We start from the raw sequence: 19,803 nt of genomic DNA on the forward strand, positions 1-19,803 counted from the left end.
GACCCGCATAAGCTGCGCCCATATTACTCAAATGTCGCGAGCCGTTCGTAAGGACGGTTCGCTTTGTTGTGTAACGAATCCATAAAAAGGAGTGAGCATGCCTATCATCGCAGCGCTCGTTGGCATCGTTTTGGGTGCCATCGCCGCCATTGCCTACATGCGCACCGCCAAGCAGGGTAGTCTTCACGAGGCCGACGAAAAGATCCAGTCGGCACATGCACAGGCTGAGTCCTTGATCGGTGATGCAAAGCGTCAGGCCGAGACCCTCAAAAAAGAGGCTCTGCTTGAGGCCAAGGAAGAAATCATCAAGAACAAGCAAGCTGCTGAGGCCGAGGACAAGCAGCGTAAGAACGAGATTCGTACGCTCGAGAACCGCGTGATGCAGCGCGAGGAATCCCTCGATCGCCGCAACGACGCTCTCGACAAGCGCGAGCATCAGCTGTCCAGCCAGGCCGGTCAGGTCGAGAAGCGCTCCCGTGAGCTCGAGGAGCTCTGCGCAAAGCAGACCTCCGAGCTCGAGCGTATCGCCGACCTTACCCGCGAGGACGCCCACAAGGAGCTCCTCGATAAGGTTCGCGGCGAGGTCACCCACGAGGCCGCCACGATCATTCGCGAGTCCGAGCAGCAGGTTCGCGCCGAGTGCCACAAGACCGCCCAGGAGATTCTGTCTCTGGCGATTCAGCGCTGCGCTGCCGACCACACTGCCGAGGTCACCGTTACCTCCGTGCACATTCCCTCTGATGACCTCAAGGGCCGTATCATCGGTCGCGAGGGTCGCAACATCCGGACCTTCGAGCAGGTTTCCGGCGTCAACCTCGTGATCGACGACACGCCCGAGACCGTCGTTCTTTCGAGCTTCGACCCGGTCCGTCGTGAGACCGCCCGTGTCGCCCTCGAGAACCTAATCGCCGACGGCCGCATTCACCCTGCCCGTATCGAGGAGATGTATCACAAGGCCGCCGACCTGGTTCAGCAGCGCGTGCGCGAGGCTGGCGAGCAGGCTGCCTTCGATACCGGCATCCACGACCTGCACCCCGAGATCGTCAAGACCCTTGGTGCCCTGCGCTACCGTACCTCGTTTGGTCAGAACGTGCTTCAGCATTCCCTCGAGGTCTCTGATCTGTGCGGCGTGATGGCTTCCGAGCTTGGCCTGGACGTTGTGACCGCCAAGCGCGCCGGCCTGCTTCATGACCTGGGCAAGGCAATCGACCACGACGTCGAGGGCCCGCATGCCGTCATCGGCGCCGAGCTTGCCCGCCGTTATGGCGAGAAGCCCGTTATCGTCCACGCTATTGAGGCTCACCATGCCGATGTCGACCCCAACACGGTGCTCGATGTCCTGGTGCAGGCCGCCGATGCTGTCTCTGCCTCTCGCCCCGGTGCCCGTCGCGAGTCTGCCGAGAACTACATCAAGCGTCTTGAGAAGCTCGAGGAGATCGCCAACTCTCATGACGGCGTCGAACGTACCTATGCCATGCAGGCTGGTCGTGAGGTCCACGTCATGGTCCAGCCGGACAAGATTTCCGATGCCCAGTCCACGGTTCTGGCTCACGATATCGCCCATCAGATCGAGGAAGAGATGGAGTATCCCGGTCAGGTGCGCGTCGTCGTGATTCGCGAGAGCCGCGCTGTCGATATCGCTAAATAACATGAGCGACGCGAACGAGCTCATCTCATTTATCGCGTCGATGTCGGGGGAGGGCAACCTTCGCGTCGAGGAGAACCTTGGCGAGGGGTATGTCCGCCTCCGCGTTTCGGAGGCCGAGCGGCGCCAGGCTAAGCACGACATTCAGCATGTCGAGGACATCGTCATCGAAATGCTCCGTAATGCTCGCGATGCCGGCGCCGACAAGGTCTATCTCGCCACGACCAAGGAAGATGGCGTCCGCACGCTTGTCTTTCTGGATAACGGTTCTGGCGTTCCGCAGGATATGCAAGAGCGAATCTTTGATGCCCGCGTTACCTCCAAGCTCGAGAGCATGAAGATGGACCGTTGGGGCGTTCACGGTCGTGGCATGGCATTGTTTTCGATCAAGCAGAACACCGACGAGGCCCGTGTGGTCACGTCCGGCGTCGATCTTGGTTCAGCCTTCAAGGTGAGCGTTGCGGCCGACCGTCTCAGTGAGCGTGCCGATCAGTCCAGCTGGCCCCAGGCCGTCAAGGATGAGGACGGACGTTATGTCTGCGCTCGCGGTCCACATAATATTATTCGCGCTGCTTGTGAGTTTGCGCTCGAGGAGTTGCGTGGTTGCGATGTCTATCTCGGTTCTCCGTCTGAGATTGCCGCGACCCTTTATGCTCAAGCGTCAAGTCGGATCGATACGTCTCGTCTCCTGTTCATTGATGACGAGAGTGAGCTTCCGGTTGTCGATCGTTTAGGCCTTGCTTCTGATGCCGAGGACTTTATCCGTATCTGTGCGGGTTTGGGTCTTGAGATGTCCGAGCGCACGGCCCATCGCATTTTGGCAGGGCAGATTAAGCCCGTTCGCGGTGTGACCGCGCGTCTGCTGCGCGAGCGTGATTCGTCCTCGCATGCGCCGGCTCCTGTCGATCTCGCAAAGGATCGTCGCGGGCTACGTATTGCCAAGGATGACATGGCACAGTTTTCGCGCGCTGTGGAACGCGACTTTAATGACCTTGCCGCCCGGTACTATCTCAACCTTTGCGGCGACCCAAAGATCCGTGTTTCGCGTGATCGAATCACCGTGACCTTTGATCTTGCCAAAGAGGAATAGTGCCTTTACCGAGTCCACTCGGTACGATACAGTTATTGCAGTTAAAACGTACTTTTAAATGCAGGAGTTTCTTCATGGATTGCCTGAAGGTATCAAGCAAATCATCGCCCGCGTCCGTTGCCGGCGCCATCGCCGGCATGGTCAAGGATGGTGTACCCGTCAACATCCAGTGTGTCGGCGCCGGTGCCGTCAACCAGGCTATTAAGGCCGTTGCTATCGCGCGCGGTTTTTTGATTCCAACCGGTTTTGATATTTCCTGCGCGCCCGTGTTCTCCGACATCCTCATTAACGGGGAGTCGCGCACGGCCATCCGCCTTTCTATCTACGTTCACCAGATCAATCGAGCTGCTATGGATAACGTCGTCATGGATGATGTTAAGCCTGTGGCATAGCTTCTGCTTGCCTTGTTTCGCTCCCCATCGTTAGGACTTATGCACATGGACCAGCGTTCCGTACGCGATATTCTTGCCGGTAAAACCTACTTTATCCGCACCTTTGGCTGCCAGATGAATCAGCACGACTCCGAGCGTGTGAGCGGTCTGCTTGATTCGTATGGCTGCCTCATGGCGCTCGATCCCGCGCATGCCGATATCGTTGTCTTCATGACGTGCTGCGTGCGCGAGGCCGCCGATACTCGCCTGTACGGTCAGTGCAATTCCTGCAAAAGCCTGCCGCCTTCGCCTTCGGGCAAGCGCGTGGTTGCCGTTGGCGGTTGCATCGCGCAGCGCGATGGCGAGGGCCTGCTCACCAACGTCGATAACGTCAATGTCATCTTTGGCACGCATTCCATTGCACATGTGGCCGAGCTCATTGCCGAGGCGTTCCTTGATGGTAAGCGTCATATCCGCACCAATGAGCATGAGGATACGGACGCCATGAGCATGCCGTGGCATCGCGAGACCCAGTATCACGCCTGGGTGCCCATCATGACAGGCTGCAATAATTTCTGCACCTATTGCATCGTGCCGTACGTACGCGGTCGCGAAAAGAGCCGCCCCTTCGAGGAGATTGTCGACGAGGTGACCGGTCTGGTGCGCCAGGGCGTGCGTGAGATTACGCTGCTGGGCCAAAACGTTAACTCATATGGTCGCGATCTGTTTGGCAAGCCGCGTTTTGCCGATCTGCTGCGTGCCGTGGGCGATACGGGCGTGGAGCGCATCTTCTTTACGTCTTCGCATCCTAAGGACCTGCTGCCCGAGACCATCGACGCCATGGCCGAGACACCTGCCGTAATGCCGCAACTGCACCTGGCCGTCCAGTCAGGTTCGACGCGGATCCTCAAAGAGATGAATCGCCGTTATACACGCGAGGACTATCTGGGCCTGGTCGATCGCATTCGCAACCGCATGCCCGATATCGCGCTCTCGACCGACATTATCGTTGGCTTCCCGGGCGAGACTGAAGAAGACTTTGAGCAGACGCTCTCACTTGCCGAGACGGTCCGCTATGCTCAGGCCTATACCTTCATCTATTCCAAGCGCGCCGGTACCCCGGCCGCCGAGATTGACGATCCTACGCCGCATGAGGTTATTCTCGAGCGTTTCAATCGCCTTGTTAAGGTTATCGAGACCACGGCACACGAGTATAACCAGGGTGAGCTTCATACTGTGGTTCCCGCGCTCATTGAGGGAACGAGTAAAAAGAACGATGCGGTCCTGCTGGGCAAGAGTCCCAAGAATCAGACCGTGCATGCGCCTATCCCCGAGGGTTACAGCATCGATCAGCTTGTTGGCAAGATCGTTGATGTTAACGTTGACGTTGCCAAGACCTGGTATTTGTCCGGTTCCGTTGTGGGCGAGCCGCGCTAATGGTTTCTCCCGGGGCAGGTCTTTCCGCCGTTGCGATCGTCGGTCCGACGGCGGTTGGTAAGAGCGATGTTGCCGACTGTTTGGCAGCTCGTCTTTCGTCCGAAGTGCTGTCGTGCGATGCGATGCAAATCTATCGCGGCATGGATATCGGTACCGCAAAGATGGCGCCCGATGAGTGTACGGCGCCGCTGCGTCTCGTCGACATTGTAGAGCCGGGTGTGGCATATTCTGCTGCGCTTTATCAGGCTGACGCTCGCGCTCATGTTGAACGTCTCCTTGGTTCGGGTTGCCTGCCGGTTTTTTGCGGAGGTACGGGACTGTATCTCAAGGCCGCCCTCGATGAGATGGACTTTCCCTCGGGTGAACTTGAGGACGATCGCCGTGCGGGCTATCAGGAGCTTGCCGAGCGTATTGGCGAGGAAGAACTGCATGCCCTGCTTGCCGAGCGCGATCCAGAATCGGCTGCTGTTATTCATCCCCATAACGTGCGCCGTGTGATTCGTGCGCTCGAGATGCATGATAATGGTATCTCCTATGCACAGCAAAAAAGTCAGTTTAGTGTTCCGCGCGAGCATTATCATGCCCTATGGTTTGGTCTGACGCGTAATCGCGAGGTGCTCTACGAGCGCATTAATCTGCGCGTCGATCTGATGTTTGAGCAGGGTCTTGTCGATGAGGTCCGCGGTCTTATGGACCAGGGGCTGGGAGATGCCCTGACGTCGATGCAGGCAATTGGTTATAAAGAGATCATCGATGTTTTCAATGGCATGATGAGCATGGATGAGGCCCGCGAACTCATTAAGATGCGTTCGCGTCGTTATGCCAAGCGTCAGCTTTCGTGGTTTAAGCGCGATGACCGTATCGTGTGGTTTGATATGGATGAATGTACGATCGATGAGGTCGTTGAGGATATCCTGCATCGTATTGAGGCTGCCTAATGGCCCGTTTCCCCCTTGTTCCCACGGCACCCGAGCCCGAGCGTGCCATTTTAGTCGGTGTTGAGTGGCGCGACAATGCATGGCCGCTCAATCGCTCGCTCGATGAGCTGGAGCGCCTTGCCCACACGGCTGGTGCCCAGTGCGTGGCTCGCTTGTCTCAGCGTTTGGTAAAGCCGTATCCCAAATCGTTTATCGGTTCCGGTAAAGTAGAGGAGCTTTGCGGCCTGGTGCATCGCATGGATGCCGATGTCGTTATTTTTGATGACGACCTGACGCCCTCGCAGCAGTCCTATTTGGAGAAAGCCGTGGGCGAGCCGGTAAAGATTATCGATCGTACAGCACTGATTTTGGATATCTTTGGTCTGCATGCTCAGACGCGTGAGGGACGCCTACAGGTACAGCTGGCACAGCTTCAATATCTGTTGCCTCGTCTGCGCGGCATGTGGAGCCATCTTGCCAAGGAGCAGACGCGCGGCGGCATCGGCTCACGCTTTGGTCAGGGCGAAAGTCAGCTCGAGGTCGACCGTCGCCTCATTCGTAATAAGATCGCTGCACTTCGTCGTGAGCTCAGGCAGGTTGAACAGCGTCGCGACGTTCAATCCAAGAGTCGCATTGAGTCACCGGCATTTCGTGTCGCGCTAGCCGGTTATACCAATGCCGGTAAATCGACGTTGCTCAATCGCCTGACCGGCTCTACGGTACTTTCGCAGGACAAGCTGTTTGCTACGCTCGACCCGACGACGCGTTCGTATCGCTTGCCCGGCGGTCGCGGCATGACGATCACCGATACCGTCGGCTTTATTCAAAAGCTGCCGCATGGTCTGGTCGATGCCTTTAAATCGACGCTGTCCGAGGTGTTGGGTGCCGATCTAATTCTCAAAGTCGTAGATGCGTCTGACGAGGACTATAAGCGGCAGCTTGAGGCTGTCGACCGCGTGCTTGATGAGATCGGCGCCGGAGAGCGTTTGACGCTGACCGTATTCAATAAAATCGATCTTCTCGACAGCGTTGATCGATTGAGTTTCCGTCGTCGCTATCCCGAGGCCGTTCTGTTTTCGGCTCAAACGGGCGAGGGGCTCGACGATCTCGTCGATCGTATTGCTCGCGAGGCGGCCGCCACCGATGTGCTGATTTCCGCCGACATTCCCTATCGCGAAGGCGCCCTCATCACGCTGGTGCATGAGCAGGGGACCCTTTTGCATGAGGAATATCTTGAGGATGGCGTTCGTATTGTGGCGAAACTGCCGGCTCGTATTGCACCGCGGCTCGAACGTTATCGTACGGAATAAACGAGTTCTAGTACGCCTAGAATGACAGGCTGATGGAGCAGGTAGAACGGTAAGGCATGCCGACCAAGGACTGTGAGCGCCGGGATGGGATTCGCGTATGCCCATTCTGGCGCTTCGAGGCTTGATGCTTGTGCTGCCTGGGCAGCAAAAAAGCCGGTAAGGTACATAAAGACAAACGGAATGAGTGGATAGTAGTCTCCCGATACAAAACCCGGGCCCGGAAATCCTAGCCATGCCAGGTAGGGGAGTGGGTAGACCGCTTTTGGAATGCCCCAAGTTAGGGCAAAAAGAACAAGGCACGCCGCGATTCCCCATGAACCCGGTAATTTTTGGAGTAGCGGACGGGTTAGTGCAACCACAGCGGTACACGTTGCCATGCAATAATTGATGCCAAAGTTCACTGAATCGTCGACCGATACGAGCGTTGTTGCGATCCAGACGACCAAAGCTGCGGCAGCGTACTTGGCCGCTCGTTTAGCATTGTTGCGTGAGAGCGTACACATCCAACCCGCGATAAACAAAAATACCCAGCTGATGCTGGCGCGCCAGATGTCTTGAAAGACAGTCTGGGTAAACCAGGGCATATCCCAGTCGTGCAGATACGCGAGATCGTAGCAAGCGTGAAAACCTGCCATTGAAATCATCGTAAACCCGCGGACGGTGTCAAAGATGGTGATGCGTTTCTGCATTACGAGAACCGGCGCATCAAACCGACGACTTTGCCCAGGATAACGGGATTCGTTGCATAGATAGGCTCCATGGTGTCATTCTCAGGCTGCAGGCGTACGCGTCCCTGCTCCTTGTAGAACGTCTTGACGGTCGCTGAGCCATCAATCATGGCCACGACAATTTCGCCGTTCATGGCACTCTTTTGTTCACGGACGATGATGTAATCGCCATTGAAGATGCCGACATTGATCATTGAGCTCCCATGCACCTCAAGGATAAAGGACCCCTGATCAGTGGCGATTTCGGTCGGGATAGAAAAAGTGTCTTCGATATTCTGCTCGGCCAGAATGGGGATCCCAGCCGCGACGCGACCAACGAGCGGTAGCGAGACCGTCCCGCGAGGTGCGGAGGGCTCGTCGGATTTAGAAATAGAGACAGAGGAACCGTCTTCGTTAAAGAGTTCCAGGGCGCGCGGTTTGGTGGCATCGCGCTTGAGTAGCCCGCGCGCCTCCAGGGCAGAGAGATGAGCGTGCACGGTGCTGGGGGAGGAAAGGCCCACGGCAGAAGCCATCTCGCGCACGCTGGGCGGATAACCCTTCTCCTGCTGATATTCCTTGATGAAGTCGTAAATTTGCTGCTGGCGCTTGGTAATTTTGCGAGCCATCAGGGCATCCTCTCTACCCATGTCAAACAAATGTTCGAATTTTGCTTGACAGGAACAACTGTTCGAAGATAATAATAACCGAACATTCGTTCCCGCGCCAGACATTTTTGTCCGCGCGGCTTGATAAAACTGTTCTCAGCAAAACACGCGAGAGGAGAACATGATGAATGTAACGAATATGGTCCAGGGAAACCTCGCCCTTAAGCTCGAGACGCCTGCAGAACCCACTTTTACGGTTGTTCAGGGTGGCCGCTCCGGCTTTCAGCCTCTGACCGTGCAGCCTGCTCGCAATCAGCAGACTGTAGCCGCGCCTACCCGCGCCGCCCTGAAGGTTTCGACGATTGTCGCCGTTGCCGTTGCGCTTACGCTCTTCTTTGTCCTTGCTACGTCTGTCTTTAGTGCTCGTCACGCTGCGTATGCCGAGTCCGTTTCCAACGTTACCTACGAGACCATTCGCGTTCAGCATGGTGATTCTCTTTGGTCGCTTGCCGAGGAATATCCAATCGAAGGCCTTTCCACGCAAGAGACTTCCGACATGATCCGTAACGTCAATCATCTGGAGCATGGTTCGCTCGCCGCCGGTGCGCATCTTAAGGTTCCTGCTCGTTCGTAATCATTATCGCGCTGCGCATGGTACCCTTGTTATCGTTTAAGAGGAGGTACCATGCGCTGTCCCAAATGCGGCAAGGCACATACCCGCGTCGTTGATTCCCGTATGCAGGAGTCAAATAACACCATTAAGCGCCGTCGCGAATGTTGCTCGTGTAACTACCGCTTTACAACGTTCGAGCGATGTGAAGACCCAATTGAGGTCATTAAGTCGGACGGAACTAAGCAGCGGTTCGATCGCAATAAGCTGCTCGTCGGCTTGATGCGCGCCACCATCAAGCGTGATATCGACACTAAGAAGCTCAATGAGCTTATCGACGACATCGAGGTCGAGCTGCGCTCTCGCACGCTTACGGCCGTCACGTCGCATGAGTTGGGTGATATGGTGCTCAAACGCTTGGCCAAGATCGACAAGGTGGCGTACATCCGCTTTGCCTCGGTCTACCGTGATTTCAAAGACGTCGATGAGTTTCTGCAAGAGCTCGACAAGTTAAGGTGATTCCATGTCCAACATTACCGTCAACATAAAGCGTCTCGACCCCACCGTCGAGCTTCCCAAATACGCCCATCCCACCGATGCCGGCTTGGATTTGCGCTCCAACGAGGACTGCGTCCTGAAGCCCTTCGAACGCCGTCTGGTCTCTACTGGGCTGGCTATCGCCCTGCCCGATGGCTACGCCGGCTTCGTGCAGCCCCGCAGCGGCTTGGCCATCAAGCAGGGCCTGTCTATAGTTAACACGCCGGGCCTCATCGACGCCCACTACCGAGGAGAACTCAAGGTTATCCTCATCAACCTGGATCCCACCAACGACATCCAAATCAACAAAGGCGACCGCATAGCCCAACTCGTCATCCAAGAAGTCCCCACGGTCAACCTAGTAGAAGTAGAAGAACTAGACAAAACCGACCGAGGAGCCGGCGGTTTCGGTTCTAGCGGCGTATTGTAATGTCCGCTCGCCCATGGGAGGCCCCTATATATCATCTCGTGCTCAAACATTCTCGCGGGGCGCTCGTATCCCTCCCGCCCGCCTCTCACACATTCTCGCTTCGCTCGCTGCGAAACTGCGCGTGGAACGATATGTGTGAGAGGCAGGCGGGCGGCTACTCGCTTGAAACAGTATTTACTTTTCTAGTAAGCCGATGCGACAAAGGGGCTGTCCCTTTGTCGCATCGGCTTACTGTATTTATATTTTCCTGTTTTGCCTTTGCAGGTTCTAATGGAGGGGATGCCGAAGTAGCTGCTAATAAGTAAACGCAGCCGTTCTGCCGGAGCCGCCCTTATATCGTTCCACGCGCAGTTTCGCAGCGCAGCGAGAATGTTTGAGCATGGAATGATATAAGGGCGGCTCCGGCAGGACGGCGGACATTCGACTAGCGGATATGCGCAGGTTTTTCGCCCCAGTAGAAGCGGCAGAAGGCTCGTTTGCGCTTTTGGGGTTTGCCTACGAGCTCCATGGTTGCGATGGCTATGTCTTCGGCTGCATGGGGGCGGCGTAGTACTTCGCCGTTGATGAGTAGGGCTTTGAGTGATTCGGGATGGTCGTGCAGGTGGCGCAGGGTTACGATGAGTTCTCGTGCGGTGGTGACATGCATGCTGGCGCCCATGCCGGTGAGCATCGTGGTGTTGGCCTTTTCCTGGCCATAGGACTTGCCCAGCAGGATCATCGGCAGATGAGCGCACAGGCACTCGGTGACGGTGAGCCCGCCCGACTTGAGGATTGCCAGGTCGCAGCCGTGCATGAGGGCAGCCATGTCGTCCACGTAGTCCAGAACCGTGACGTTTTCGAGCTTCATAGCGTCGAAGAGCTTCTTGAGTCGGGCGGCGTATTCCTCATCCTTGCCCGGCAAAAAGACAAAATGCATGTCCTCAAAGCTGCGTAGGAAGGGGAGGGTCTGGTCCATCGCCGCGCGAAAGCGGACGTACGGTTGAGGTAAACTGGCGCCGGCCATAACCAGCACGACGGTCTTGTCGGTGGGGAGGTTGAACTTGGCTAGCTCTTCCTCGCGATCGTAATCCGTGTCGAATCCGGTGCGAATAGGAATGCCGGTAATGCGAATCTTTGCCTCGGGCACCTTGCGCGGACGCAGCGTTTCGGACATAAATTCGTTGGCAACACAGAATAGATCGGTGTCCTTGTGGGGCCACCAGCCCTCGACTTCGTAGTCGGTCGGTACGCAGATGACCGGATAATCGATACCCGTAATTACGCGGGCACCCACGGCAACATTGGCTGCTGTGATGTGCGTTGCGACCACGGCTATGGGCCTGCGGCTACGAATATATTCGTTGAAGGCGGGGAACATGATTCGTGACCATGCCGTGCCGCCACCCCAGAGAAGATGTCCCGTAAGTGTATATCTCCAGGTCAGGTCGTAAATGGGGCGTGTGGCTCCCGTAAACGAAGCCGCGGTCTTATTGCCGTCGAATTTAATACGTCCAAAATCAAGGATATCGAGCACTTCAATCTCAACATCCTCGGGGATGCCATTGGTGCCGCGGATGAGGTCGAATGCCTGCGCAATCGCATTTGCGGCGGCCTTATGGCCTGAGCCGACCGAGGCGTGCACGATGGTCACGAGAGGTTTTTGCTGAGCCAAGAGCGCTGTTTGCTCCGATTGGGGAGTGCTGTGTGTGAGCAGGGGAGCGTCGTCGCTCGTCTGCGTTTGATCCATCGATAACTCCCCTTCGACGTTGTGACACGGATTTATCATTGTAGTGCATGAGTGTCATGTTCACGTAAATTTGGGTATGAGCGCAAAGAACGTCAATGTTTCGACGAGAGGATATTCCATGACTACCGATCAGCCGATCGATGTTGCGATTATCGGTGGCGGCCCCGCGGGCTATGCTGCCGCCATTTACGCTGCGCGTGCCAACCTGACGACGACCGTGATTGAGCAGGGCATGTCGGGAGGGCAGATCGCCACAACCAATGAGATCGAGAACTATCCGGGCATTCCGCTCTTGAGTGGCGCCGAACTCGGCGAGCGTTTTCAGCAGCATGCAGAGGGCCTGGGAGCACAGGTTGCATGGAGCATGGTTACGGGTATCGATTACGATGCCGATGCAGCGCTGTTTACGGTGCATCACGATACGGGCGATACGCTGGCCTCGAGTGTTATCGCTTGCATGGGTGCCACGCCGCGACCGGCAGGTTTCGCTGGCGAGGATACGTATCGCGGTCGTGGCGTTTCATATTGCGCAACATGTGACGGCATGTTCTTCCGCGGCAAACAGGTCTTTGTAATCGGTGGTGGCAATTCGGCATGCGAAGAAGCTCTGTTCCTGTCAGACATTGCCAACAGCGTGACCATCGTGCTGCGCCGCGACCAGTTTCGTGCGCCTGATGGTGTTGTTCAGAGAGTACTCGAAAAGGACAATATTACAGTTAGGTACCAAACTAGTATTGTGGAGCTCTCGGGCGAAGCCATGCCAACGACGATCACCTTTAAGGACAATGCATCCGGTAAGACTCATACCGAGTCATTTGAACTTGGCTCGTTTGGCATCTTTGTCTTTACGGGGATGCAGCCACATACCGAGCTTATTGAGCATCTAGTCGATCTGGCTCCTGACGGCGGCATTGTCACCGACGATTCGATGGCCACCCGTACACCCGGCTTATTCGCAGCCGGCGATATCCGTTCCAAGCGTTTACGCCAGGTTGTGACCGCCGTTTCTGACGGAGCCATAGCAGCAACGAGCGCATACGCGTTTCTCCGTGGATAAGTACGATAATATATCTTATGTAAAGTTGTTATCAATTTACTAATTGGCGGGACAGATGCATCAGTGCACTGTCCCGCCAATTTTCTTGGCGGCTATGTGGTATGCAAAACTGGGAAATCTAGAATACAATATTGAAAAGGAACGGAGGACCTTTATGAACCACGTTAACCACGTTATTCCGATGTCCGATTCGTCTGTCAGCATTAAGCCTGAGGATATTCAGCCCACGGTGCTGCCCGATGCATTTATTCAGTCCGATATCGTGCGCAAACTCAATACGTTGAGTCTGCCGCGCTATGAGCAGTTGCCCAATGTGACGCTCTACCGCGACCAGGTTATTGAGTATGTTGCGCTGTGGATGGATCCGCTGTCCATTTGCGTTGAGCAGCCTGTCATTACGCCATCGATGATCAATAACTATGTGAAGGTCGGCCTGGTGCCCGCTCCGGTCAAAAAGCAATATGGCCGAGAACAGATTGCGCGTCTCATCGCCATTTGTATCTTTAAGCAGGTGCTGCCCATCTCCGCGGTTCAGGCACTCTTTAACATTCAGCGTTTGAGCTACGATGCCCCGACGGCATTCGATTATGTGGTCGATCAACTTGAGGCATCGATTCGTGCGGCGTTTTCCGTCGAGCAGACTCCCGTGCCCGATAGCGCACACCAGGTTACGCGCGAATCGCTGCTCGTACGCAGTGCGGTATCGTCCTTCGTTTCGAAGGCGTACCTGATGAGCTATCTCAAGTTCAACGGGTTTAATAGCTAGCCCACGTATAAAACGGGCGGGACAAAGAGCCATCTGTCACTTTGTCCCGCCCGTATTTTTGTTTGGTTGGACTTTATTTGCCCGAAGCTACGCCCATGCCGTAGCCGATGATGAGGCCGTGCATCTCGGCGTAATAGGAATCCAGGCCGTTGCAGGGCATGATAATGGTCTTGGAGCAGGGCCAGCGCTCCACAATGCGGCTGGCGAGTGCTTGGGCGCCTGCCTCATTCTCGACATGGTCGATGACGACCTCACCGCCCGTAAAACCCTCGGCTTCCATGGTGTCGATGATCTTGTTGAACATCTTCTTTTCGCCACGCGTGTGTCCGACGAGTTCGATTTCACCGGCCTCACTCGCCGTGCCCAAAATGCGAATATTGAGCTTGTTGGCAATGACGCCGGCTGCCTTAGGGATACGTCCGGCCTTGGCGAGGTTTTCGTAATTGCACAAGCTGAAGAGGATTTTGCTGTTCTGCTCAAGGCTATCGAAGTATGCGCAAGCTTCCTCGAATGAGACATCCGGATTGCTTGCGAGATAACGGTCGAACAGCAGGAAGATCAGGTCCATTTTGCCGCCAGCTGCGCGTGAATTGACAAGATGAATATTGCGGTCCGGTTCCTCGGCAAGAACCATATCGCGAGCCGTTGCGGCGGCGTTGTAGCTGCCCGACACGCCCTCAGAGATCGGCATGCAGATGGTATTGTCTGCCAATTTGAAGAGCTCGGCCCACTCCCCTACACTGGGACAAGCGCTCGAAGAAGCGCTCGTCTCCGCCTGAACAGCGCAGTTGAGCTCATGAACGTCGAGCGAAAGGTCATCGACGAATTCACGCTCCCCCACTCGAATTTTGAGGGGCGCAAATGCAAAGGTGGTATGGGGTGCGGTCGGTTGCCAATCGCGGAGGTTGCAGCTTGAATCTGAGATAAGTGCCCAGCTCATAGAGGGTCCTTTCTAATTGCTCCCATATAATTATAGCCTTCTTGCTAACCGATTGGGCCGCTATCTAGTATTCAAAACTAGATAGCGGCCTGCACTAAAGGCAAAAGAATGGACCCCATGACTCAAAGCCACGAGGTCCATATCCGTTTGCTTTATCTGAATACTTAGTAGCGTACGAAGATATAGTTGTTGTTCATGCCGGCGGCAACGGAGCTGATGATAACACCCGTGTTGTAGTCGGAAGCATGAATCATCTGACCGCCACCGATGTAAATGCCGGTGTGGTACGAGTTGACCACAACGTCACCGGGCTGCGGATCGGACACACGCGTCCAGCCCATAAAGGTGCCCGTGGTGCCCAGGCGACAATAGCGACCAGTGAGGCAGTAGCTAACAAAACCAGAGCAGTCGAAGCTGTTCGGGCCAATTCCGCCCCAGGAATAAGCACAACCAAGCTTACTGTATGCACGCGAGACAACAGAACCGCCATCGACGGACTGGCTCGGAACGGAAGGCGCCGGAGCCGGAGCCGGAGCGGGCGTCGGGGGCCGCGGCGTCGGAGCAGGTGCCGGCGTAGGAGCCGGAGTGTTGCCGCCCTGGTTGCTGTTATTGCTGGTCTGGCCACCGTTGTTGGTGTTCTCGGTCGTACCGGCAGTCTCGTTGCTCACCGTGGCCTTCTCGGCGGTACTGGCGTTGATGCCGGCCTGCAGCGCGGCGTTGGCCTCGGCCTCGGCGGCAAGCTCAGCCTGCAGCTGAGAATCCAGAGAGTTTACGACGTTCTGGGCTTCAGCCTGCTGGGCGTTAAGTTCGTCGACCTTCTTTTGCGTGGTGGCGACGTTCTTCTCCTGCTCGGCCTGCTTATCGGTGAGCTGCTGCTTAAGCTCCTTGACCTCTTGAATGGTCTGAGCCTGCTTGTCGGAAACTTTGCCGTAGTAGAACAGACGGTTGAGCATATCGCTCAGGTCATCGACGCCGGTCAGAACCTGAAGCAGGCTCAGACCGCCGGTTTTGTACTCGCCGGCGACATAGGTCGAGAGCTTGGCCTGACCATCGGCGATCTCCTGCTGCTTTTGTGTGATCTCGCCAGCAGTCTGGTCGAGCGCCTGCGTCTGCGTGGCGAGCTCATCGTAAATCTGCTGGGTTTGGGTACCGATCTGCTCGAGCTTCGTACGAGCAGCGGCAAGGTCGGATGCGGTATCGGCGTAGGCGGGAGCCGCGAGGCCCAAGCCCAAAACACAAGCGAGGGTTGCCGTAGCAGCGCAGCGTGCCATGTTTTTGTGCGTGTTTGCTGTGCGCATGAAGCTTCCTTTCCAGTAACTAAGGGTAACGGCTAGTTCACCGTCACCAGGCTAAAGAGCTCCACATCGCCATCAGACGGCGTGAGCTTCTCGCGCGGGTTGAGAAACGCAAGCTCAAGGATACAACCGTAACCGACAAGCTTTGCGCCCATATCTCGCACCAGTTTACCTGTTGCCTCGACGGTTCCGCCCGTCGCGACCAAGTCGTCCAGAATCAACACGGTATCTTTAGAGCTGATAGCGTCGGCATGGATCTCAATGGAATCCGTTCCGTATTCGAGCTCATAGCTCTGGCTCACGGTCTCGCGCGGCAGTTTACCCGGTTTACGTGCGGGAACAAAGCCGGCGCCAAGGGCTACAGCCACCGGTACGCCAACCATAAAGCCACGGGCCTCGGGGCCAACGACCTTGGTGATTCCCATGCCGGCAAAGTGCTCGGCGAGGGCATCCACCATGGCCTTCAGTGCCTCGGGATTGCCAAAGAGCGGCGTGATGTCTTTAAAGATGACTCCGGGCTCGGGATAGTCGGGGATGTCGACGATTTGAGATTCGAAGTCGTACATTGCATGACCTTTCAATGGGTTGCCGGATAAGCGGTAGCTGTTATTTGCCCGCGGTGACAGTGTCGGATTGCGAGGGGGCGACGACCTTGAGCGGCTTTACGAGAGAATCCTCGTGTGAAGCCGGCGCGGCAGCTTCTTCGTTTTTGGCCTTGGTGGACTCGGAGCGAGCGATTTCCTCATCGAGTGCATCGATGTCGGCATCCTCGACCACAGCGTTGAGCGACTCAAAAACGCGGTTCTTGAGCAACGCGGTGTGCACGCCTTCCGTCAGGTCGTGAAGCTTCTTAAACGCACGCTCGAGCTTGGCGTCGCGCTCGTCATCGGAGGTATCCATGCCGAGCATGCTTACGAGCACTTGCTCAAACATCGAGGATTCGCGGTTGGCGGAAGACACGTACTGACGCAGGTTGCGCGGCTCGATATGGAAGCGTGACAGCTCGGAGCAGTAGCGGATGATCGGAAAATCGCGACCATCGACGAGCTCACGGTTCTGCGGACTCTTGATGATGCGAATGAGGTCGTTCTCGGCGAGCGAGCGGATAAACGAGATCTCGACGCCCAGCATATCGGGAATGGTCTCGATGGGATGCAGCTTTTGTTTGGTCTCCTTGGGCTCTGTCTTAAGCGGAACATCGGACAGCAAGCCCACCTCGTAGGCGAGCGTTGACAGGTCCGTGGCGTTTTCCAAGCGCTGCTTAATCACGTTGAGCGGCATATAGCGGGTCTTCTGCAGGTGCAGGATGACCTCCAAGCGGTCAACGTCCTCCTTGGAGTACTGACGGTATCCCTTAGGCGTACGATGAGGGGTAATGAGCCCCTCATCTTCTAGAAATCTAATTTTTGAGTTCGAAAGATCGGGGTATGCGCCTCGAAGTAGGTTGACGACTTGGCCGATACTCAGATAGTTGCGTTCGGCCATGCCCTACTCACCGGTTTCGATGCGCTCCGGCGTGCTCTCGTGGTAGATGAGCGTAAACGTACCGATCTGAACGGAAGAGCCGTCGTGCAGCGGAGCCGCGTTGACAATGGCACCGTCGACCCAGGTGCCATTGAGCGAGCCCAGATCCTCAATACGGGCGCCCAGGCCCTCACGAATAATGCGTGCGTGGCTGCGCGAGACAGTCATGTCGTTGAGGAAGATGCCATTCGCGGGATCGCGGCCGATGGTGGTCACGTCGTCCTCGAGTTCAAAGGCGGCACCAGTCTGCGGACCCTTGACGATGGACAGAACGGGGGCGGTGATGCGCACGTTGGCCATGACGTCGGGAACGGTGACGTCGCTTGAAGGCACGCGGAATACGCAGGTAGCGTCAGCAGTCTTATCATTCTGAGGCATATTGTTAACCATGTTGTCCATGACAACCCCTAACTTATCGCGGACGTGCCGCAAATAATGAACCGTACGTAATCATACCCCAACGAATCAGTCTTCGATTTCGGGGTTAAGAAAGTCGATGTCCTCGTCCTCGGGATGCGCGAGAGCCTGTTTAATGGCCACACTGCCCTTAATGGAGTAGATGACAGCGGTGAGCATGGAGAAGATCACACCACCATACACAAAGAAGATGCCGAGGGGCACCGAGCTTCCGTTGAGGCCCGGGAAGGCCGTGAGGGTTGAAGGTAAAAGGCGCAGGCCGTCAACAACGGGGAACCCGAGCAGCATGAGCGAGAAGCCGGTCATGAGCAGCGCGGTGGCAATCTTTCCGGGAAAGACGACATCGATGGGGCGACGGTGATAATGACGCACGATAAGCGTGCCAATGCCCAGATAGATGTCGCGGCCTATAATGAGCACGCAGACCCAGATGGGCAGCTCTCCGCGGACTACCAGTCCAAGTACGCCGGTGAACAGCAGCGCACGGTCGCAGATGGGATCCATGATCTTGCCGAGCCACGAGACCGTCTTAGTCATGCGGGCGATCTGGCCGTCCATCCAGTCGGTGGAGGCGGCAACGGCGTAGATAACGATGGCGATGACGCGGTTGTTATCCGTCACAAACAGGTACAGAAATACCAGGGTGAGGATCAGGCGCGTAAAGGTGATGAAATTGGAGATCGTAAAGATCTTATTCGACGGGTAATCGGAAGTGCCGATAAGCTCCTTTTTGATCTTCTTTTTGATGCCCACAGGACTCCCCCGCTGGTTAACGACAAAACTTTCGATACTATACCCGTTCTGGCGATGTCTATCCAGCGTAAGCATAGAGAGTCCAGACATGAGGAAGGCGCTGTCGCAACGTGAATGTACCGTTTTTGTGTACGCCAGCCTCAAAACATGTCGAAAAATATCGTTTTTGGAGTGTGATGTACACGTTTTGATTCGGTGATTACTTCGATCGGGAAAGTTGTTGCTTTAAGCAAATTAATCATGGTGATTAAAACAAAAAGGTCAGGCACTTGGTGCCTGACCTGCAAACTTCTGGTCGGGACGACTGGATTCGAACCAGCGACCCCTTGACCCCCAGTCAAGTGCGCTACCAAGCTGCGCCACGTCCCGAAGCTTTTGTTTGTTGCTCTGCTCTCGCTCGCAACAGGGAGTATATTAACCCGAAACTTTAGACTAGTGCAAGAACTTTTTTACAAATTTTGAAGCAAGTCCAAAATTGTATCTGCGAGCTGGGGTTTTGTTAGCACGGGAAGTTCTTGCGCGCCCGTCGTGCTCACAATCCAGGCCTTGTTCGTGTCGGTGCCAAAGCCCGAATCGGCGCGCGAGACATCGTTGGCGACGATCGCATCGCATCCCTTGCGGGCCAATTTACGCTCGGCGTACTCCACGACATTATCGGTCTCGGCTGCAAATCCGATTACACGGCGCTCGCCTTTCTGGCGCGAGAGCTCAGCCAAGATATCGACTGTCTCGACCAGTTCAATGTGATCCAAGCGTTCGTTCGACTTTTTGAGTTTATGATCCGCAGGGGCCGCGGGGGTGTAGTCGGCGACGGCGGCCGCGCAAATGGCCGCATCGGCCGTTTGGAAGGCGTTCAGGGCAGCTTGGAGCATCTCTGCGGCGGTCTGCACGCGCACGCACTCCACGCCGTGGGGCACATCGAGCGATGTCGGTCCCAACACGAGCGTGACCGCAGCACCGCGGCGAGCAGCCTCCCCTGCCAGGGCGATACCCATCTTGCCCGAAGAGCGGTTGCCAATGAAGCGCACGGGGTCGATCGGCTCGTGCGTGGGGCCGGCGGTAATCACGATGCGCTTACCTGCCAGATCCTGAGGTGCGGGGTTGAGCACCTCACTGACAGCCTCGACGATGTCCTCGGGCTCGCTCATGCGGCCCGTGTCTACGTCGCCGCAGGCAAGGTAGCCGCTGCCCGGACCCACCACGTGCACGCCACGGTCGCGCAGCGTGGCCATATTGGCCTGTGTAGCCGGTGCCTTCCACATGCCGTTGTTCATGGCCGGCGCGATCACGACGGGTCGCGGCGTTGCCAGCAGCGTGGTGGAGATGAGGTCGTCGGCGATGCCGTTGGCCATCTTGGCGATGATATTGGCCGTCGCGGGCGCCACTACTACTAGATCGGGCTCCTGCGCCAGCGAAATGTGGTGGATGGGGTCGGAGGGATCGTCGAATAGGCCCACGGCAACGGGCTCATTGGTGAGCGCGCGGAAGGTAAGCGGCCCCACGAACTCCGTGGCATGCTCGCTCATAACGACCTTGACGCGTGCGCCGCGCTTTTGCAGCAGACGCACGATATTACACGACTTATAGGCGGCAATCCCGCCGGTAATGCCCAGCAGGATCGTTTTTCCCTCAAGTTGCATTGAATTGTTGGGTGCCGATGTCATCG

The 19,803-nt window shown here is 56.3% G+C and carries 21 protein-coding genes and 1 tRNA gene; 11 read left to right on the forward strand and 11 right to left on the reverse strand.

Annotated elements, in window-relative coordinates:
- The first annotated feature begins 97 nt into the window (after positions 1-97).
- From rny to hflX, 6 genes are all read left to right on the forward strand, one after another.
- On the forward strand, positions 98-1,648 hold the full coding sequence (gene rny / locus DXB98_RS00575) for a ribonuclease Y (RefSeq protein ID WP_089573375.1): 1,551 nt from the start codon (positions 98-100) through the stop codon (positions 1,646-1,648).
- Between the two features lies 1 nt (position 1,649).
- Entirely contained in the window at positions 1,650-2,735 is a 1,086-nt protein-coding gene (locus DXB98_RS00580; protein ID WP_117742755.1) for an ATP-binding protein, read from the forward strand.
- 74 nt (positions 2,736-2,809) lie between these two features.
- Complete coding sequence (locus tag DXB98_RS00585) at positions 2,810-3,127, forward strand: stage V sporulation protein S (protein ID WP_006235982.1); 318 nt, start codon at positions 2,810-2,812, stop codon at positions 3,125-3,127.
- 45 nt (positions 3,128-3,172) lie between these two features.
- Positions 3,173-4,543 carry a tRNA (N6-isopentenyl adenosine(37)-C2)-methylthiotransferase MiaB gene (miaB, locus tag DXB98_RS00590; protein WP_117735196.1) on the forward strand — a complete coding sequence of 457 codons (1,371 nt, stop codon included), beginning with the start codon at positions 3,173-3,175 and terminating at the stop codon, positions 4,541-4,543.
- The gene (gene miaA, locus DXB98_RS00595; RefSeq protein ID WP_117742756.1) at positions 4,543-5,481 is read left to right on the forward strand and encodes a tRNA (adenosine(37)-N6)-dimethylallyltransferase MiaA; all 939 of its coding nucleotides are present in this window, start codon (positions 4,543-4,545) and stop codon (positions 5,479-5,481) included. Before miaB ends, miaA begins: the two co-directional genes overlap by 1 nt.
- Positions 5,481-6,770 (forward strand): GTPase HflX, encoded by a 1,290-nt coding sequence (hflX, locus tag DXB98_RS00600; RefSeq protein ID WP_117735198.1) that lies wholly within the window; start codon positions 5,481-5,483, stop codon positions 6,768-6,770. Before miaA ends, hflX begins: the two co-directional genes overlap by 1 nt.
- On the opposite strand, the gene DXB98_RS00605 is transcribed toward hflX, so the two are convergent.
- A complete protein-coding gene (locus DXB98_RS00605) occupies positions 6,755-7,459 on the reverse strand; it encodes a heparan-alpha-glucosaminide N-acetyltransferase (protein ID WP_117742757.1) in 705 nt (234 codons plus the stop codon). The genes hflX and DXB98_RS00605 overlap by 16 nt on opposite strands.
- Positions 7,459-8,103, reverse strand: coding sequence for a transcriptional repressor LexA (lexA, locus tag DXB98_RS00610; RefSeq protein ID WP_147330279.1), 645 nt, complete (start codon positions 8,101-8,103; stop codon positions 7,459-7,461). Before lexA ends, DXB98_RS00605 begins: the two co-directional genes overlap by 1 nt.
- Before the next feature lie 163 nt (positions 8,104-8,266).
- Between lexA and DXB98_RS00615 the strand changes: the two genes are divergently transcribed.
- The 3 genes from DXB98_RS00615 to dut are packed head-to-tail and all read left to right on the forward strand — an operon-like array spanning position 8,267 to position 9,659.
- Complete coding sequence (locus DXB98_RS00615) at positions 8,267-8,716, forward strand: LysM peptidoglycan-binding domain-containing protein (RefSeq protein ID WP_158553109.1); 450 nt, start codon at positions 8,267-8,269, stop codon at positions 8,714-8,716.
- Between the two features lie 51 nt (positions 8,717-8,767).
- Positions 8,768-9,211, forward strand: coding sequence for a transcriptional regulator NrdR (nrdR, locus tag DXB98_RS00620; RefSeq protein WP_117742760.1), 444 nt, complete (start codon positions 8,768-8,770; stop codon positions 9,209-9,211).
- 4 nt (positions 9,212-9,215) lie between these two features.
- Positions 9,216-9,659: a dUTP diphosphatase gene (dut, locus tag DXB98_RS00625; protein ID WP_117742761.1), complete on the forward strand. Its 444-nt coding sequence runs from the start codon at positions 9,216-9,218 to the stop codon at positions 9,657-9,659.
- A 424-nt stretch (positions 9,660-10,083) separates the two neighbouring features.
- Here the strand turns inward: dut and DXB98_RS00630 are convergent, their stop codons facing one another.
- A complete protein-coding gene (locus DXB98_RS00630; protein WP_117742762.1) occupies positions 10,084-11,385 on the reverse strand; it encodes a glycosyltransferase in 1,302 nt (433 codons plus the stop codon).
- Positions 11,386-11,503: 118 nt separating this feature from the next.
- Here DXB98_RS00630 and DXB98_RS00635 point away from each other — a divergent pair, with 118 nt between their 5' ends.
- Entirely contained in the window at positions 11,504-12,442 is a 939-nt protein-coding gene (locus tag DXB98_RS00635; protein ID WP_117742763.1) for an NAD(P)/FAD-dependent oxidoreductase, read from the forward strand.
- Positions 12,443-12,596: 154 nt separating this feature from the next.
- Complete coding sequence (locus DXB98_RS00640) at positions 12,597-13,208, forward strand: DUF1836 domain-containing protein (protein ID WP_199407082.1); 612 nt, start codon at positions 12,597-12,599, stop codon at positions 13,206-13,208.
- A gap of 73 nt (positions 13,209-13,281) precedes the next feature.
- On the opposite strand, the gene DXB98_RS00645 is transcribed toward DXB98_RS00640, so the two are convergent.
- The 8 genes from DXB98_RS00645 to coaBC form a co-directional block, all read right to left on the reverse strand.
- Positions 13,282-14,148: a DegV family protein gene (locus DXB98_RS00645; RefSeq protein ID WP_117742764.1), complete on the reverse strand. Its 867-nt coding sequence runs from the start codon at positions 14,146-14,148 to the stop codon at positions 13,282-13,284.
- 164 nt (positions 14,149-14,312) lie between these two features.
- Entirely contained in the window at positions 14,313-15,446 is a 1,134-nt protein-coding gene (locus tag DXB98_RS00650; protein ID WP_199407083.1) for an NlpC/P60 family protein, read from the reverse strand.
- A gap of 32 nt (positions 15,447-15,478) precedes the next feature.
- Positions 15,479-16,009 (reverse strand): adenine phosphoribosyltransferase, encoded by a 531-nt coding sequence (locus tag DXB98_RS00655; RefSeq protein WP_117742765.1) that lies wholly within the window; start codon positions 16,007-16,009, stop codon positions 15,479-15,481.
- A gap of 40 nt (positions 16,010-16,049) precedes the next feature.
- Positions 16,050-16,928, reverse strand: coding sequence for a MerR family transcriptional regulator (locus tag DXB98_RS00660; protein ID WP_117735206.1), 879 nt, complete (start codon positions 16,926-16,928; stop codon positions 16,050-16,052).
- A gap of 3 nt (positions 16,929-16,931) precedes the next feature.
- On the reverse strand, positions 16,932-17,366 hold the full coding sequence (locus DXB98_RS00665) for an FHA domain-containing protein (protein ID WP_199407084.1): 435 nt from the start codon (positions 17,364-17,366) through the stop codon (positions 16,932-16,934).
- 66 nt (positions 17,367-17,432) lie between these two features.
- Complete coding sequence (locus tag DXB98_RS00670) at positions 17,433-18,137, reverse strand: CDP-alcohol phosphatidyltransferase family protein (protein WP_117742766.1); 705 nt, start codon at positions 18,135-18,137, stop codon at positions 17,433-17,435.
- A gap of 292 nt (positions 18,138-18,429) precedes the next feature.
- A tRNA-Pro gene (locus DXB98_RS00675) sits at positions 18,430-18,506 on the reverse strand.
- Between the two features lie 80 nt (positions 18,507-18,586).
- Complete coding sequence (coaBC, locus tag DXB98_RS00680) at positions 18,587-19,801, reverse strand: bifunctional phosphopantothenoylcysteine decarboxylase/phosphopantothenate--cysteine ligase CoaBC (RefSeq protein WP_233505043.1); 1,215 nt, start codon at positions 19,799-19,801, stop codon at positions 18,587-18,589.
- Between the last annotated feature and the right edge of the window lie 2 nt (positions 19,802-19,803).

It is taken from the genome of Collinsella sp. OM07-12 (assembly GCF_003438275.1).
Classification (GTDB): Bacteria; Actinomycetota; Coriobacteriia; order Coriobacteriales; family Coriobacteriaceae; genus Collinsella.